This window comes from Streptomyces sp. SD31 (assembly GCF_052068475.1).
GTDB lineage: Bacteria > Actinomycetota > Actinomycetes > Streptomycetales > Streptomycetaceae > Streptomyces.
This window is the reverse complement of the sequence record NZ_JBQHCX010000008.1, coordinates 120450-133935: the sequence shown is the minus strand read 5'-3', so window position 1 is coordinate 133935 and position 13486 is coordinate 120450. Positions and strand designations below refer to the sequence as shown.

General features: G+C 70.9%; 14 protein-coding genes. 5 read left to right on the top strand and 9 right to left on the bottom strand.

Annotation, left to right across the window (positions count from 1 at the left end; all coding sequences use genetic code 11):
- Window positions 1-36: 36 nt before the first annotated feature.
- A complete protein-coding gene (locus tag ACTMVF_RS18740) occupies window positions 37-831 on the bottom strand; it encodes an IclR family transcriptional regulator (protein WP_441272205.1) in 795 nt (264 codons plus the stop codon).
- A 195-nt stretch (window positions 832-1026) separates the two neighbouring features.
- Between ACTMVF_RS18740 and ACTMVF_RS18735 the strand changes: the two genes are divergently transcribed.
- The 3 genes from ACTMVF_RS18735 (at window position 1027) to ACTMVF_RS18725 (ending at window position 4502) form a co-directional block, all read left to right on the top strand.
- A complete protein-coding gene (locus ACTMVF_RS18735; RefSeq protein ID WP_441272449.1) occupies window positions 1027-1923 on the top strand; it encodes a 5-dehydro-4-deoxyglucarate dehydratase in 897 nt (298 codons plus the stop codon).
- Window positions 1920-3209, top strand: coding sequence for a glucarate dehydratase family protein (locus ACTMVF_RS18730; protein WP_441272204.1), 1290 nt, complete (start codon window positions 1920-1922; stop codon window positions 3207-3209). Before ACTMVF_RS18735 ends, ACTMVF_RS18730 begins: the two co-directional genes overlap by 4 nt.
- Window positions 3210-3401: 192 nt before the next feature.
- The gene (locus ACTMVF_RS18725) at window positions 3402-4502 is read left to right on the top strand and encodes a carbohydrate kinase family protein (protein ID WP_441272448.1); all 1101 of its coding nucleotides are present in this window, start codon (window positions 3402-3404) and stop codon (window positions 4500-4502) included.
- 74 nt (window positions 4503-4576) lie between these two features.
- On the opposite strand, the gene ACTMVF_RS18720 is transcribed toward ACTMVF_RS18725, so the two are convergent.
- On the bottom strand, window positions 4577-5389 hold the full coding sequence (locus tag ACTMVF_RS18720; protein WP_441272203.1) for a VOC family protein: 813 nt from the start codon (window positions 5387-5389) through the stop codon (window positions 4577-4579).
- 110 nt (window positions 5390-5499) lie between these two features.
- On the opposite strand from ACTMVF_RS18720, the gene ACTMVF_RS18715 reads away from it, so the two are divergent.
- The gene (locus ACTMVF_RS18715) at window positions 5500-5883 is read left to right on the top strand and encodes a nuclear transport factor 2 family protein (protein ID WP_302000804.1); all 384 of its coding nucleotides are present in this window, start codon (window positions 5500-5502) and stop codon (window positions 5881-5883) included.
- A 41-nt stretch (window positions 5884-5924) separates the two neighbouring features.
- Here ACTMVF_RS18715 and ACTMVF_RS18710 read toward each other — a convergent pair whose 3' ends face one another.
- Both ACTMVF_RS18710 and ACTMVF_RS18705 read right to left on the bottom strand, forming a co-directional pair.
- Entirely contained in the window at window positions 5925-6278 is a 354-nt protein-coding gene (locus tag ACTMVF_RS18710) for a cytidine deaminase (RefSeq protein WP_302000805.1), read from the bottom strand.
- A 28-nt stretch (window positions 6279-6306) separates the two neighbouring features.
- On the bottom strand, window positions 6307-7128 hold the full coding sequence (locus ACTMVF_RS18705; protein ID WP_441272447.1) for a helix-turn-helix transcriptional regulator: 822 nt from the start codon (window positions 7126-7128) through the stop codon (window positions 6307-6309).
- A 148-nt stretch (window positions 7129-7276) separates the two neighbouring features.
- Here ACTMVF_RS18705 and ACTMVF_RS18700 point away from each other — a divergent pair, with 148 nt between their 5' ends.
- Entirely contained in the window at window positions 7277-8704 is a 1428-nt protein-coding gene (locus ACTMVF_RS18700; RefSeq protein WP_441272202.1) for an MFS transporter, read from the top strand.
- Between the two features lie 138 nt (window positions 8705-8842).
- On the opposite strand, the gene ACTMVF_RS18695 is transcribed toward ACTMVF_RS18700, so the two are convergent.
- The 5 genes from ACTMVF_RS18695 to era form a co-directional block, all read right to left on the bottom strand.
- Window positions 8843-9202, bottom strand: a complete 360-nt coding sequence (locus tag ACTMVF_RS18695; protein ID WP_441272201.1) for an MmcQ/YjbR family DNA-binding protein — start codon at window positions 9200-9202, stop codon at window positions 8843-8845.
- Window positions 9199-10506 carry a hemolysin family protein gene (locus ACTMVF_RS18690; RefSeq protein ID WP_441272200.1) on the bottom strand — a complete coding sequence of 436 codons (1308 nt, stop codon included), beginning with the start codon at window positions 10504-10506 and terminating at the stop codon, window positions 9199-9201. The genes ACTMVF_RS18695 and ACTMVF_RS18690 overlap by 4 nt, the downstream gene beginning before the upstream one ends.
- Window positions 10503-11000: an rRNA maturation RNase YbeY gene (gene ybeY / locus ACTMVF_RS18685; RefSeq protein WP_441272199.1), complete on the bottom strand. Its 498-nt coding sequence runs from the start codon at window positions 10998-11000 to the stop codon at window positions 10503-10505. The genes ACTMVF_RS18690 and ybeY overlap by 4 nt, the downstream gene beginning before the upstream one ends.
- 15 nt (window positions 11001-11015) lie before the next feature.
- Window positions 11016-12083 carry a PhoH family protein gene (locus tag ACTMVF_RS18680; protein ID WP_441272198.1) on the bottom strand — a complete coding sequence of 356 codons (1068 nt, stop codon included), beginning with the start codon at window positions 12081-12083 and terminating at the stop codon, window positions 11016-11018.
- Window positions 12084-12490: 407 nt separating this feature from the next.
- The gene (gene era / locus ACTMVF_RS18675; RefSeq protein WP_441272197.1) at window positions 12491-13453 is read right to left on the bottom strand and encodes a GTPase Era; all 963 of its coding nucleotides are present in this window, start codon (window positions 13451-13453) and stop codon (window positions 12491-12493) included.
- Window positions 13454-13486 lie beyond the last annotated feature (33 nt).

Sequence of the window (13486 nt, the reverse complement as noted above, 5' to 3'; positions counted from 1 at the left end):
CCGTTTGGGGTGTGGGAGTTCGGGTAGAAGGCGCCCTCACCTGCGCCAGTGCACCGACCCGCCCACGCCGCCCCCGCCGGGAACCGTCGCCTCGATCTTCGCCCTGATCTCCCGCATCACGGCGACGATCCGCTCCTCATGTCCCGCCGACAGCCGGGCCACCGGCACCGAGCAACTGATCGCGTCCTGGGCCGGGGTGTCGTAGCGCAGGGCGAATCCGAAGCCGGCGATGCCGGTGACGCTTTCCTCGCGGTCGACCGAGTAACCGCGCACCCGCACCTCGGCGAGATCGGCGGCGAGGGACTCGCGGGTGGTGTGGGTGCGGGGAGTGAGGGACTCGTACGGGCCCTCGGGGAGGCCGCCGTCGGGGCGTTCGGCGAGCAGCGCCTTGCCCAGGGCGCCCGCGTGGGCCGGAAGGCGCCGGCCGACCCGGCTGATCGTCCGCAGGTACTCGTGCGACTCACGCGTCGCCAGATAGGCCACGTCCCGGCCGTCCAGCCGGCCCATATGGATCGTCTCGCCCAGCGCCTCCGAAGCCTCGTCGAGATACGGGCGTACGACCCGGACGCGCGGGTCGGAGTCGAGGTAGCTGGTGCCGGTGAGCAGGGCGTGGATGCCGATGCCGTAGAGGGAGCCGGTGATGTCCGTGCGGACCCAGCCGCGGGAGATCAGGGTCTGGAGCAGGGCGTACATGGAGCTGCGCGGTACGTCCAGCTCGTCGGCCAGCTCCTGCAGGCGGGCGGGGCGGTCGCCTCGCGCGGCGAGCAGTTCCAGCAACTCGACCGTGCGCGCCGCCGACTTCACCTCGCGGACGCCGCCTGTGTCTGACATGGGGCGATCGTAAACGGATCGCATCCGATGGACGTGTCGGAGGGGCCGTGCCATTGACGGTCAGGGTTCGCGTATCTAGTCTCCATTCTCATACGTGGATGACGTCTACATTGGGAGATGGCGAGGGTGAGCCCCCAGAGCCTCCATGGCCTCGATGACCTCCATACGGACACGGCCCGGCGCTTGCGGGACGGCATGGCGCAAGGAGTGCTGTCGTTCCCGCTCACAAGCTTCCACGCGGACGGCACGCTGGACCCGGACGGCTTCCGCGCCCACGTCGCCGCCCAGCTCGCCACCGCCCCGGGCGCCCTCTTCCCCGCCTGCGGCACAGGAGAGTTCTTCTCGCTGGACGAGGACGAGTACCGGCAGGTCGTCTCGATCGCCGTCGAGGAGGCGGGCGGGCGCGTGCCCGTCGTCGCCGGGGTCGGCTACGGCTGGGCGCAGGCCGCGCGGTTCGCCCGGATCGCCGAGGAGGCCGGCGCCGACGCCCTCCTCGTCCTGCCGCACTACCTGGTCGCCGCCCCGCAGGACGGCCTGGTCGCCCAGCTGGAGCAGCTCGCGGCCCGGACCCGGCTGCCGCTCATCACCTACCAGCGCGGTCAAGTCGCCTTCACCGCCGACTCGTTGCGGCGCATCGCCCGCATCCCGAACGTCATCGGCCTCAAGGACGGCCACAGCGATCTCGACCGCCTCCAGCGCCTCACCCTCGCCGCCCCCGAGGGCTTCCTCTTCTTCAATGGCGCCGCCACCGCCGAGATCCAGGCCCGCGCCTACGCCACCGTCGGCGTCCCGGCCTACTCCTCCGCCGTCCACGCCTTCGCCCCCGAGATCGCGAACGCCTTCTTCGCCGCCCTCCGGTGCGGTGATCACGACACGGCCGACAAGCTGCTGCGCGACTTCTACGTCCCGCTCGTCGAGGTCCGCGACCGGGTGCCCGGATACGCCGTGTCCCTGGTGAAGGCGGCGGCCCGGCTGCGCGGCCGCCCCGTCGGCCCCGTACGCGCCCCGCTCACCGATCCGTCGGCCGCCGACCTGGCCGACCTGCGCACTCTCCTCGCCACCGGACTCGACCTCGTAGGAGCAGCGCTGTGAACCTCACGATCACCGACGTCCGCCTCACGCCCATCCTGGTCGCCGACCCGCCGCTGCTGAACACCCAGGGGGTGCATCAGCCGTACACGCCCCGCCTGATCGTGGAGGTGGTGACGGCCGACGGGGTCACGGGCGTCGGTGAGACGTACGGCGACACCAAGTACCTGGAGCTGGCCCGGCCGTTCGCGAAGAAACTGATGGGTCGTCAAGTCTCCGATGTGAACGGCCTGTTCGCCGTCGCCGACGAGGTGGCCGTCGACCGGTCCCGGGTCCAGGGCCAGGTCGACGTCGGCGGGCTGCGTGGTGTCCAGACCGCCGACAAGCTGCGCTTGTCCGTGGTCTCCGGCTTCGAGGTGGCCTGCCTCGACGCCCTCGGCAAGGCGCTCGGGCTGCCCGTGCACGCGCTGCTCGGCGGCAAAGTGCGGGACGCGGTCGAGTACAGCGCCTACCTGTTCTACAAATGGGCCGAGCATCCGGAGGGCGTCCACGCCGAGAAGGACGACTGGGGTGCCGCCGTCGACCCGGCCGGGGTGGTCGAGCAGGCGCGGAAGTTCACGGAGCGGTACGGGTTCACCTCCTTCAAGCTCAAGGGCGGGGTCTTTCCGCCGGACGAGGAGATCGCTGCCGTACGGGCCCTCGCGGCGGCCTTTCCCGGGCACCCCCTGCGCCTCGACCCCAACGGGGCCTGGTCCGTGGAGACCTCGCTGAAGGTGGCGCGGGAGCTCGGGGACGTCCTCGAGTACCTGGAGGACCCGGCCCTCGGTACGGCCGCCATGACCGAGGTCGCCGCGCGGGCGGGGGTGCCGCTGGCGACCAACATGTGCGTGACGACGTTCGCGGAGATCAAGGAGGCGTTCACCAAGGACGCCGTGCAGGTCGTTCTCTCCGACCACCACTACTGGGGCGGGCTGCGCAACACCCAGCAGCTGGCGGCGATCTGCCGCACCTTCGGCGTCGGGGTGTCCATGCACTCCAACACTCACCTGGGCATCTCCCTGGCCGCGATGACCCACGTGGCGTCGACCGTCCCCAACCTGCACCACGCCTGCGACTCCCACTACCCCTGGCAGTCCGAGGACGTCCTCACCGAACGCCTCACCTTCGAGGGCGGCAAGGTCGCCGTGTCCGACGCGCCCGGTCTCGGTGTCGAGCTGGACCGCGAGCGGCTGGCGGAGCTGCACCGGCGGTGGCTGGATGACGACGGTTCGCTGAGAGACCGCGACGACGCGGCCGCCATGCGGGTCGCCGACCCGGGCTGGGGCACGCCCTCGGTGCCCCGCTGGTAGGGGCTTGCCGACCGCCTCGGTGAGGTCTCCACCGGGGGCTCGGGCCGGATCGCGGTGACGTTGTGCCTGGTGCGGTGGCGTTGTCGGTGGCGTGGTGCACACTGGCCAGATCAGCACCACGTCAGGGAGCGCACCGTGACCACGCCCACCGCGACCAACGGAAAGGGACCCTCGCCCCAGGGGTCGTCGTCCATGGCAGGGGCGCCGTACCGCCGGGCCCGGGTCGACCCCCTCGCCGGCCTGCGCACGCCCGCCGACCCGCCCTGGGACGTGTACCTCACGGGCACGGTCTTCCTCGACATCATCTTCACCGGCCTCGACTCGGCCCCGGTGCGCGGGACAGAGTCCTGGGCGCGCGGGATGGGGTCGAGCCCCGGCGGCGTGGCGAACATGGCGACGGCCCTCTCCCGCCTCGGCCTGCGGACCTCCCTCGCGGCGGCCTTCGGCGACGACCACTACGGCGAGTACTGCTGGGACGCGCTGGAGCACGGCGAGGGCATCGACCTCTCGCCGTCGCGCACGGTGCCGGGCTGGCACTCGCCGGTGACGGTCTCGATGGCGTACGAGGGGGAGCGCACGATGGTCTCCCACGGCCACGAGCCGCCCCCGGAGGAGCCGGCGCCGGACTGCCCCCCACGCGCACGTGCCGCCGTGGCCTCGCTGGAGCCGGGCAAGCGGGCCCCCTGGATCGCGCAGGCCGCGAGCAAGGGCGCCCGTATCTTCGCCGACGTCGGCTGGGACGACACGGGGGCGTGGGACCTGGCGGGGCTGGCCGATCTGGAGCACTGCGAGGCCTTCCTGCCGAATGCCCAGGAGGCCATGCGATACACGGGCACCGACTGCCCGCGCGAGGCGGCCCACGCCCTCACCGCGCACGTCCCCCTCGCGGTGGTCACCCTCGGCGCGCAGGGCGCGTACGCGGTGGACGGACGGACCGGGGAGACGGCCGAGGTCCCCGCGATCGCCGTCGAGGCCCTCGACCCGACCGGCGCCGGCGACGTCTTCGTGGCCGGTTTCGTCACCGGCACCCTGGCCGACTGGCCGCTGGCCGACCGGCTGGCCTTCGCGGGCCTCACGGCAGCCCTGTCGGTGCAGGAGTTCGGCGGCTCCCTGTCCGCCCCCGGCTGGGCCGAGATCGGCGCCTGGTGGCGCAAGGTCCAGTCCCTCGACCGGCAGGACCCCGAGGCCCTGCGCCGGTACGCGTTCCTGGCGGATCTGGTGCCGGAGGAGGACGGGAGACCGTGGCCGCTGCGGCGGGCGGTGCCGACGATCGGGTTCCGCAGGTCGGCGTGACGGGTTCAGCCCCACCGCGGTGACGGGTTCAGCCCCACCGGCGTGGCGGGTTCAGGCCCAGGGGGTCCGTGGGCTCAGCCGGAGGTGGACGGCGGGGTGGACGGCGTCAGCACCACGAAGTCCGCGTTCCACGGGTCCACGCAGACGGCCAGCCGGCCGACGCCCTCCGCGTCCTCCGGCCCCATCTGCACACTGCCGCCGTTCTCGGTGACCTCGGCGACGGCGGCGTCGCAGTCGGTGACGTGGAAGACCGGGTGCCAGTAAGGCCGTCCGTTCGTCAGCGTGAGGTTCTCCTCGGGCAGCTCCATGAGACCGCCCTGCATGCGCTCCTCGGGCAGCCCGGCCGGCGTGATGAGGGTGTACGCGCCGCCGCCGCCCGGCAGCGCCATCTCACTGAACTGCCAGCCGAAGACACCGCTGTAGAACTCCTTCGCGCCCGCGGCGTCGCTCGTGTACAGCTCGGTCCACGACAGCGAGCCCGGCGCGTCCGCCAGCTCGAATCCCGAGTTCTTCCCCGGCTGCCAGACCGCGAACTGGCCGCCCAGCGGATCGTTGTACTGCGCCATCCGCCCCCAGTCGTCGAGGTCCCGCGGCGCCACCCGCACCGTGCCGCCCGCGCGCTCGACCGCCTGGGTCGTCGCGTCCGCGTCATCGACGGTGTAGTAGATCATCCAGGCCGACCGCGCCCCCTCCTCGGTGAGCTTGCCGAGCCCGGCGACGGTCTTGCCGTCCTTCTTGAACATCCCGCCTTCGAAGTCCTCCGCCTCACCCATGGACTCGTACTCCCAGCCGAGCACCGCGCCGTAGAAGGCCGCGGCGGCCCGGACGTCCGGGGCACCGAGGTCGAGCCAACAGGGGGAGCCGGGAGCGAGGTCAGTGGTGATCATGGTGATTCCCTTCGCAGATCCTCTGACCTCAGCGTGACACCCGGCACTGACACTCGCCCGTCGGATACGCTCCGGGCGCCGCCCCGGACGGCTCTGGTTACCATCCGGCCATGAGCGACGATGCGAGCGTGGCCGGGCTCGCTGCCACCACACACGGCTGGGCGGCGGCGATGGTCTCCAACGAGCCCGCCCGGATCGCCGACTTCATGGCCGACGACTGGGTCATCGTCTCCGACTCGGGCATCTCCACCAGGGCGCAGTTCCTCGCGCTCGTCGAGTCCGGCGACCTGACCCACTCGGCGTTCCGGATCGTCGGCGAACCCAGGATCCGCGTCCACGGCGACTCGGCGGTCGTGACCGCCCGGGTGACGAACACGGCCCACTACCGGGGCGAGCGCTTCGACGCGGACGAGTGGACGACCGACGTCTTCGTACGCCGGGACGGCCGCTGGCGCTGCGTACTGAGCCACATCACGGCGGCAGCGCGGCCCTGAACTCCGGGTGTTCCAGCTCGTCCGGCGTTCGCCCCCGAACCTCAGCCCGCCGTCACCGTGGAACGCACCGTCCCGTCCGGCCCCGCCACCAGCACCGGCGTCCCAGCCCCGCCAAGGTCCCGCACAGCCGCCCGGTCCCCCTCCGAGACCCCCTCCGCATCCGTCACGACCGCCGCCGCCTCCAGCGACTTCGCCCCCGACGCCACCGCCATCGCCACCGCCGTCCGCAGCGCGCTCAGCTTCAGGGAGTCCAGGGCAACGGTCCCGGCGACATAGGTACGGCCGGTCTCGTCCCGTACGGCCGCCCCCTCGGGAACGCCGTTGCGGGCCCGCGCGGAACGGGCCAGGGTGACGATCTTGCGGTCCTCGGGGTCGAGCGCGCTGTTGTCGGTCATGACCTGAGCATACGTAGCGACGCCGGGCCTAACCGGCCACGGGGTACATGGCCCCGCGCCGCCCCTCCGGCGACGCCAGCCACTCAAGCTTCGCCGCCGTGTTCGCCTCGTCCAGCGGAGTGTGCAGCACGATCGACAGATCCGGCCGCACCGGCATCTGCATCACGCTCGACTCCAGGCACAGCAGCCCGACCAGCGGATGGTCCAGCTCCTTGCGGATCTGCCCGGCGTCCTCGATGTCCCGCCGCTCCCACAGCTCGGTGAACTCCGGGCTGGACGCCCTCGCCTCCGCCAGCACGGCCAGGAAGCCCTCGTCGTCGGGGGAGGCCGAGCACAGCGCGCGGAACTGCGCCACGACGGTACGGGCGTTCAGCTCCCAGCTCTTCGACCGCGCCCGGTACAGCGGATCCGTGAAGAAGTCGATCAGGCAGTTCCAGTTCTTGCCCGGCCGCATGCCGAGCACGGCCGCGGCCGCGTCGTTGTGCATCACGCCGTTGTAGTACCTGTCCATGATGTGCGCCGGGTACGGCATCCAGGCGTCGATCAGCCGCTGCAGCCCGTCGCACATGTCCCGCTTCTCGGGCGCCACTTCGCGCACCGGCGGATTCATCCCGGCCAGCAGATACAGATGCCGGCGCTCGGCGTTGCTCAGCCGCAGCACGCGGGCCACCGAGTCCAGCACCTGCGGCGACACGGAGATGTCCCGCCCCTGCTCCAGCCACTGATACCAGGAGGCGCCCACTCCGGCGAGCACGGCGACCTCCTCGCGCCGCAACCCCGGCGTACGACGCCGCGCCCCGCCGTCCGGCAGGCCTGCCTCGGCCGGTGTCACCCGGGCCCGCCTGCTCATCAGGAACTCGCGCAGCTCGTGCCGCCGCCTGCTCTTCAGCGCGCCCTCGGACACGTACGAATCCCCCTCGTCCTGTTGGCTGGTGGTGCCACCACCAGGACAACTTCCCGCTCCCCACGGCTATTCCGGCGGGAGCAGTCTCTTGCCCATGGCGATCGACACCACCACTCCCACCACGCCCCCCTCGCTCGACGATCCCCGGTTGTCGACGCGCGACAAACTCGTCCTGTTCGTCCTGTGCGCCGCCCAGTTCATGGTCGCGCTCGACTTCTCCGTCCTGAACGTCGCCCTCCCCGTCCTCGGCGCCGACCTCGGCATGAGCCAGTCGGCACTGCAGTGGGCGGTCACGGCGTTCGCGCTGCCGTCCGGCGGATTCCTGCTCCTGTTCGGCCGTATCGGCGACCTCTACGGCCGCCGCAAGCTGTTCCTCACCGGCCTCGCCCTGTTCGCCGCGGCCTCGGTACTCGCGACGTTCGCCTGGGACCCGGCGTCCTTCCTCGCGGGACGCGCCCTCCAAGGCCTCGGCGCGGCGGTCATCGTCCCGACGGGCATGTCCCTGCTCACCACCACGTTCCCCGAGGGCCCCGCCCGGGAACGCGCCCTCGGCATCTCCGGGACGCTCATGTCCCTCGGGTTCACCATCGGCGTCGTCGCGGGCGGCGTCCTCACCGACGCGCTCGGCTGGCGCTCCACGATGGGCCTGCTCGCCGTCTTCGCGCTGGTCGTGCTGCCGCTGGCACCCGGCCTGCTGCCCGAGTCCCGCACTCCCGAGCGCCCCCACTTGGACGTGCCCGGCGCGATCACCGTCACCGGGGGTCTGCTCTCCCTGATCTACGCCCTGACCACGGCTGCCGACCACGGCTTCGGCCGCACCGACGTCATCACGACGCTCATCGTGGGCCTCGCGCTCCTCACGGCCTTCGCGGTCGTCGAGTCCCGCACGTCCGCACCCCTTGTCTCGCTGCCCATGCTGCGCCGCCGCACGGTGGCCTGGGGCAACCTGGGCGGCCTGGTCACCTTCTCGATGATGTCGACCGTCGTCTTCGTCCTCACCCTGTACCTGCAGGAGATCCTGCACCTGTCGGCCTGGGAGACGGGCCTGGTCTTCGGCGTCCAGGGTGTCGTCTCGGTGATCGCGGGCTCGCTCACCCCGAGGTTCATCAGCCGCCTCGGCGCGCGCCGCACCCTGGTCGTCTCGCTCACCGGTCAGGGCGCCTTCATCTCCGCCCTGCTGTTCCTGAACGCCCACACCTGGTCCGTCTGGCTAGCCACGGCCGCCGTCTCGCTGGCGAGCATGTTCCACCTGGGCGCGATCATCTCCTACGGCCTGACGGTCACCTCCGGCGTCCCCGACGAGGAACAGGGCCTGGCCACCGGTCTGGTCACCTCGACCCAGCAGATCGGCATCACCATCGGCATCCCCCTGCTGGGCGTCCTCGCGACGACCTCCGACGACCTGCTGTCCGGCACCCGCACGGTGATGGCCCTCAACGCGGCGATCGTGCTGGCCACGGCCGCCCTGGTGGCGGTGGGACTCGGTGCGGTGTCCCGCGGCGGGAAGAGGACGCGGGCCTGACGGGGGTGGGCCCGAGGGGCGTCCCATGCGACCGATCACCACGCCGGTCGCGCGGGACGCCCCACCCGTCGAGCCGTTCGACGGGATCGGCGCCACCGCGTGGCGGGACCGCGCCGGAGGAGAGAACTCCGAGCGGGCTCAGGGGCGGTCGAGGCGGAGCCGCTCGGCTCTCGGCAGACCGGCCACGACCAGGTCGTACGAGTCCTCGATGAACTCCCGGACGACACGGTCCGGGAGTTCGCCGTCGACCGTCACCGTGTTCCAGTGCCGCTTGTTCATGTGGTAGCCGGGCGCGATCAGGCCGGGGTGCTCGGTGCGGAGCCGGACCGCGTCCTCCGGGTCGCACTTGAGGTTGACTCTCAAGGGCCGGGCGTCGATCCAGCTCAGGGCGAACACCTTGCCCCGGACCTTGAAAACCGAGATCTCCGGGGCGAACGGGAACTCCTCCACGGCCGCGTTGAAGGACAGACAGAATGCGCGCAGCTCCTGAGGGGTCACTCCGCCTTCGTCTCCTCGTCCAGGGGCCCGGCGGGGCCCACCGGCTCCACGAGCACGGTCACGATCTTGTTCCGGCGGCCGGCCGCCGCCTCCGCCGTCAGCCGCAGCTCACGGCTGTCCGGCAGCTCGACCAGGGACGACGCCCCGGCGATCGGCACCCGGCCCAGCGCCTTCGCCAGCAGCCCGCCGACCGTCTCCACGTCCTCGTCGTCGTACTCGTCGAGGCCATACAGCTCGCCGAGGTCGGTGATGTCCAGGCGGGCGGTGACCCGGTAGCGGTCCTCGCCCAGCTCCTCCACCGGCGGCAGCTCACGGTCGTACTCGTCGGTGATCTCGCCGACGATCTCCTCGAGGATGTCCTCGATGGTGACGATGCCGGCGGTGCCGCCGTACTCGTCGATGACGACGGCGACGTGATTGCGCTCCTGCTGCATCTCGCGCAGCAGGTCACCGGCGTTCTTGGTGTCCGGGACGAAGGCGGCGGGCCGCATGGCCGTGGACACCAGCTCGCTCTCCGCGTCCCGGCTGATGTGCGTCTTGCGGACCAGGTCCTTCAGATACACGATCCCGACCACGTCGTCCTCGCTCTCCCCGACGACCGGGATGCGCGAGAAACCGGAGCGCAGGGCGAGGGTGAGGGCCTGGCGGATGGTCTTGTAACGCTCGATGACGACCAGGTCGGTCCTCGGGACCATCACCTCCCGCACCAGCGTGTCGCCCAGCTCGAAGACCGAGTGCACCATGCGGCGCTCGTCGTCCTCGATCAGCGACTCCTTCTCCGCGAGGTCGACCAGCGCCCGCAGCTCCGCCTCGGAGGCGAACGGGCCGCGGCGGAAGCCCTTGCCGGGGGTGAGGGCGTTGCCGATGAGGATCAGCAGATACGGGATCGGGCCCATGATCCGGGCGAGCGGCAGCAGCACGTACGCCGCCGCCGTCGCCGTGTTCAGCGGATGCTGGCGGCCGATGGTGCGCGGGGAGACCCCGACGGCGACGTACGACACCAGCACCATGACCGCTATCGCGACCAGGAGGGCCTCGGTGGTGCGGTCGAACTCCTGCAGGCAGGCGTACGTGACGAGCGCGGCGGCGGCCATCTCGCAGGCCACCCGCACCAGCAGCGCCACGTTCAGATAGCGGGTCGGGTCGGCGGCGACGAGCGCGAGCTTCTCGCTGCCGCGGCGGCCGCCGCGTACGGCCTCCTCGGCGCGGAAGCTGGAGACGCGCGCCAGGCCCGCTTCCGCGCAGGCGGCGAGCCAGGCGACGACCACCAGGGCGATCGCGCCGGAGACGAGGGGAAGGCTCATGACACGGTCGGGGCCGGGGAGGGCCCCGTCATCCCCTTCTCCGAACGCCAGCCGTCCACGATGGCGGCCTGCAGGCCGAACATCTCGGCCTTCTCGTCGGGCTCCTCGTGGTCGTACCCGAGCAGATGCAGCACTCCATGGACGGTGAGCAGCTGGAGCTCCTCGTCCATGGAGTGCTGCGTGGGCGCTTCCGACCCCTGCTTGGCGGCGACTTCGGGGCACAGCACGATGTCACCGAGGAGCCCCTGCGGAGGCTCGTCGTCGTCCTTGGACGGCGGCCGCAGCTCGTCCATCGGAAAGGACATGACATCCGTCGGCCCGGGCAGGTCCATCCACTGGATGTGGAGCTGCTCCATGGCGTCGGCGTCCACGACGATCACCGAGAGCTCGGAGAGCGGGTGGATGCGCATCCGTGCGAGTGCGTAGCGGGCGATGTCGAGGATCGCCTGCTCGTCGACCTCGGTTCCGGACTCGTTGTTGACGTCGATCGACATGGTCGTGCTGTGTCTCTACTTCCCCTTGTGCCCGGCCTTGCCGCCCCGGCCCTTGTGTGAGCCGTTCTGGGTGCCGTGCTTGCTGTCGTACACCTCGTACGCGTCGACGATACGGCCGACGAGCTTGTGCCGGACGACATCGTGGGAGGAGAGCCGGGAGAAGTGGACGTCCTCGAGGCCCTCCAGGATGTCCTGCACCTGCCGCAGACCGGACTTGGTGCCGTCCGGGAGGTCGACCTGGGTCACGTCACCGGTGATGACTATCTTCGAGTCGAAGCCGAGGCGGGTGAGGAACATCTTCATCTGCTCGGGGCTGGTGTTCTGGGCCTCGTCCAGGATGATGAAGGCGTCGTTGAGCGTGCGGCCACGCATGTAGGCGAGCGGCGCGACCTCGATGGTGCCGGCGGCCATCAGCCGGGGGATGGAGTCGGGGTCGAGCATGTCGTGCAGCGCGTCGTACAGCGGGCGCAGGTACGGGTCGATCTTCTCGTAGAGCGTGCCTGGGAGGAACCCGAGCCGCTCGCCGGCCTCCACCGCGGGGCGGGTCAGGATGATGCGGTTGACCTGCTTGGACTGCAGGGCCTGCACCGCCTTGGCCATGGCGAGGTACGTCTTGCCGGTGCCGGCGGGACCGATTCCGAAGACGATCGTGTGCTTGTCGATCGCGTCGACGTACCGCTTCTGGTTGAGGGTCTTGGGGCGGATCGTGCGGCCGCGCGAGGAGAGGATGTTCTGGGTGAGCACCTCGGCCGGGGTCTCGGCCGGTCCTTCCCCGTTCTCACTCGCTCTGAGCATGGCGATCGAGCGTTCCACTGCGTCCTCCGTCATCGGCTGTCCGGTGCGGAGCACCAGCATCATCTCGTCGAACAGGCGCTGGATGAGAGCGACTTCAGCGGCGTCGCCGACCGCGCTGATCTCATTGCCCCGGACGTGGATGTCGGCCCCCGGGAAGGCCTTCTCGATCACGCGCAGCAGGGAGTCGCCGGACCCCAGCACGGTCACCATGGGGTGCTGGGCGGGGACGGTGAACTGTGCTCTCGCCTGCCCCTGCGCGGGTGTGTGAGCTGTGGGTGTCTGAGTCATGGGCCGGCTCGTAGGCCTTGCTCGTCCTCCTCGATACGACTCGCCTGCCACTTGGGCGGCCTGGCGATTTCCAGGGTACGCCGGGGGACTGACAACGCCGTAGGCCTTTTCGCCGGGGAGGTTTTCGGGGTGGCGCGGTACTGCTCACGGCCGGTACGACGCCCGTCACACCGGGTTCCTCGCCCCCGCCGCCCCTACCCGTCCCATCCTTGAAGGGGCTCCGCCCCTTCGACCCCGCCAGGGGGCTCTGCCCCCTGGACCCCCGCTCCTCAAACGCCGGAGGGGCTGGGTTTTTCAGCCCGTCCGGCGTTTGAGGACGAGGCCCGTTCAGGGCCGAACGCGGGGGTCCGGGGGCGGCAGCCCCCGGGGACGGGACGGGTAGGGGCGGCGGGGGCGAGGAAACCGGGTCAGAAGCCCAGCTTGCGCAGCTGCCGCGGATCCCGCTGCCAGTCCTTCGCCACCTTCACATGCAGGTCCAGGAACACCGGCGTCCCCAACAGCGCCTCGATCTGCCGACGGGACTTGATGCCGACCTCCTTCAGGCGCTTGCCCTTGGGGCCGATGATGATGCCCTTCTGGCTGGGGCGCTCGATGTAGACGAAGGCGTGGATGTCGAGGAGGGGCTTGTCCGCGGGGCGGTCCTCGCGGGGGAGCATCTCCTCGACGACGACGGCGATGGAGTGCGGGAGCTCGTCCCGGACCCCCTCCAGCGCGGCCTCACGGATGAGCTCGGCGATCATGACCTGCTCGGGCTCGTCGGTGAGATCACCCTCGGGGTAGAGGGCCGGCCCCTCCGGCAGCAGCGGGACGATCAGGTCGGCCAGCAGGTCCACCTGCTTGTCGCCGACCGCCGACACCGGCACGATCTCGGCCCACTCGAAACCGAGCTCCTTGCCGAGCTGGTCGATCGCGATGAGCTGCTCGGCGAGCGTCTTGCCGTCCACGAGGTCGGTCTTCGTGACGATCGCGATCTTCGGCGTCTTCTTGATGGACGCCAGCTCCTTGGCGATGAAGCGGTCACCGGGGCCCAGCTTCTCGTTCGCCGGAAGACAGAACCCGATCACGTCGACCTCGGCCCACGTGGTCCGTACGACGTCGTTGAGCCGCTGGCCGAGCAGCGTGCGCGGCTTGTGCAGCCCGGGGGTGTCGACAAGGATCAACTGCGCGTCGGGCCGGTGCACGATGCCCCGCACCGTGTGCCGCGTCGTCTGCGGCTGGTTGGCGGTGATCGCCACCTTCTGCCCGACCAGAGCGTTCGTGAGAGTGGACTTGCCCGCGTTGGGGCGGCCCACGAAGCAGGCGAAGCCGGCGCGGTGGGTAGCCTCGGCCGGCTGCTCGGATGACTGGGTTCGAACGCTCATGGGGCCCATTCTCCCTGATCCACAAGTGCCCGCCGCACCACG

Excerpts from the sequence above, each read along its gene's own strand:
- ACTMVF_RS18740 (WP_441272205.1), bottom strand. The coding sequence starts at position 831 with ATGTCAGACACAGGCGGCGTCCGCGAGGTGAAGTCGGCGGCGCGCACG.
- ACTMVF_RS18735 (WP_441272449.1), top strand. The coding sequence starts at position 1,027 with ATGGCGCAAGGAGTGCTGTCGTTCCCGCTCACAAGCTTCCACGCGGAC.
- ACTMVF_RS18725 (WP_441272448.1), top strand. The coding sequence starts at position 3,402 with ATGGCAGGGGCGCCGTACCGCCGGGCCCGGGTCGACCCCCTCGCCGGC.
- ACTMVF_RS18720 (WP_441272203.1), bottom strand. The coding sequence starts at position 5,389 with ATGATCACCACTGACCTCGCTCCCGGCTCCCCCTGTTGGCTCGACCTC.
- ACTMVF_RS18715 (WP_302000804.1), top strand. The coding sequence starts at position 5,500 with ATGAGCGACGATGCGAGCGTGGCCGGGCTCGCTGCCACCACACACGGC.
- ACTMVF_RS18710 (WP_302000805.1), bottom strand. The coding sequence starts at position 6,278 with ATGACCGACAACAGCGCGCTCGACCCCGAGGACCGCAAGATCGTCACC.
- ACTMVF_RS18705 (WP_441272447.1), bottom strand. The coding sequence starts at position 7,128 with ATGAGCAGGCGGGCCCGGGTGACACCGGCCGAGGCAGGCCTGCCGGAC.
- ACTMVF_RS18700 (WP_441272202.1), top strand. The coding sequence starts at position 7,277 with ATGGCGATCGACACCACCACTCCCACCACGCCCCCCTCGCTCGACGAT.
- ACTMVF_RS18690 (WP_441272200.1), bottom strand. The coding sequence starts at position 10,506 with ATGAGCCTTCCCCTCGTCTCCGGCGCGATCGCCCTGGTGGTCGTCGCC.
- ybeY (WP_441272199.1), bottom strand. The coding sequence starts at position 11,000 with ATGTCGATCGACGTCAACAACGAGTCCGGAACCGAGGTCGACGAGCAG.
- ACTMVF_RS18680 (WP_441272198.1), bottom strand. The coding sequence starts at position 12,083 with ATGACTCAGACACCCACAGCTCACACACCCGCGCAGGGGCAGGCGAGA.
- era (WP_441272197.1), bottom strand. The coding sequence starts at position 13,453 with ATGGGCCCCATGAGCGTTCGAACCCAGTCATCCGAGCAGCCGGCCGAG.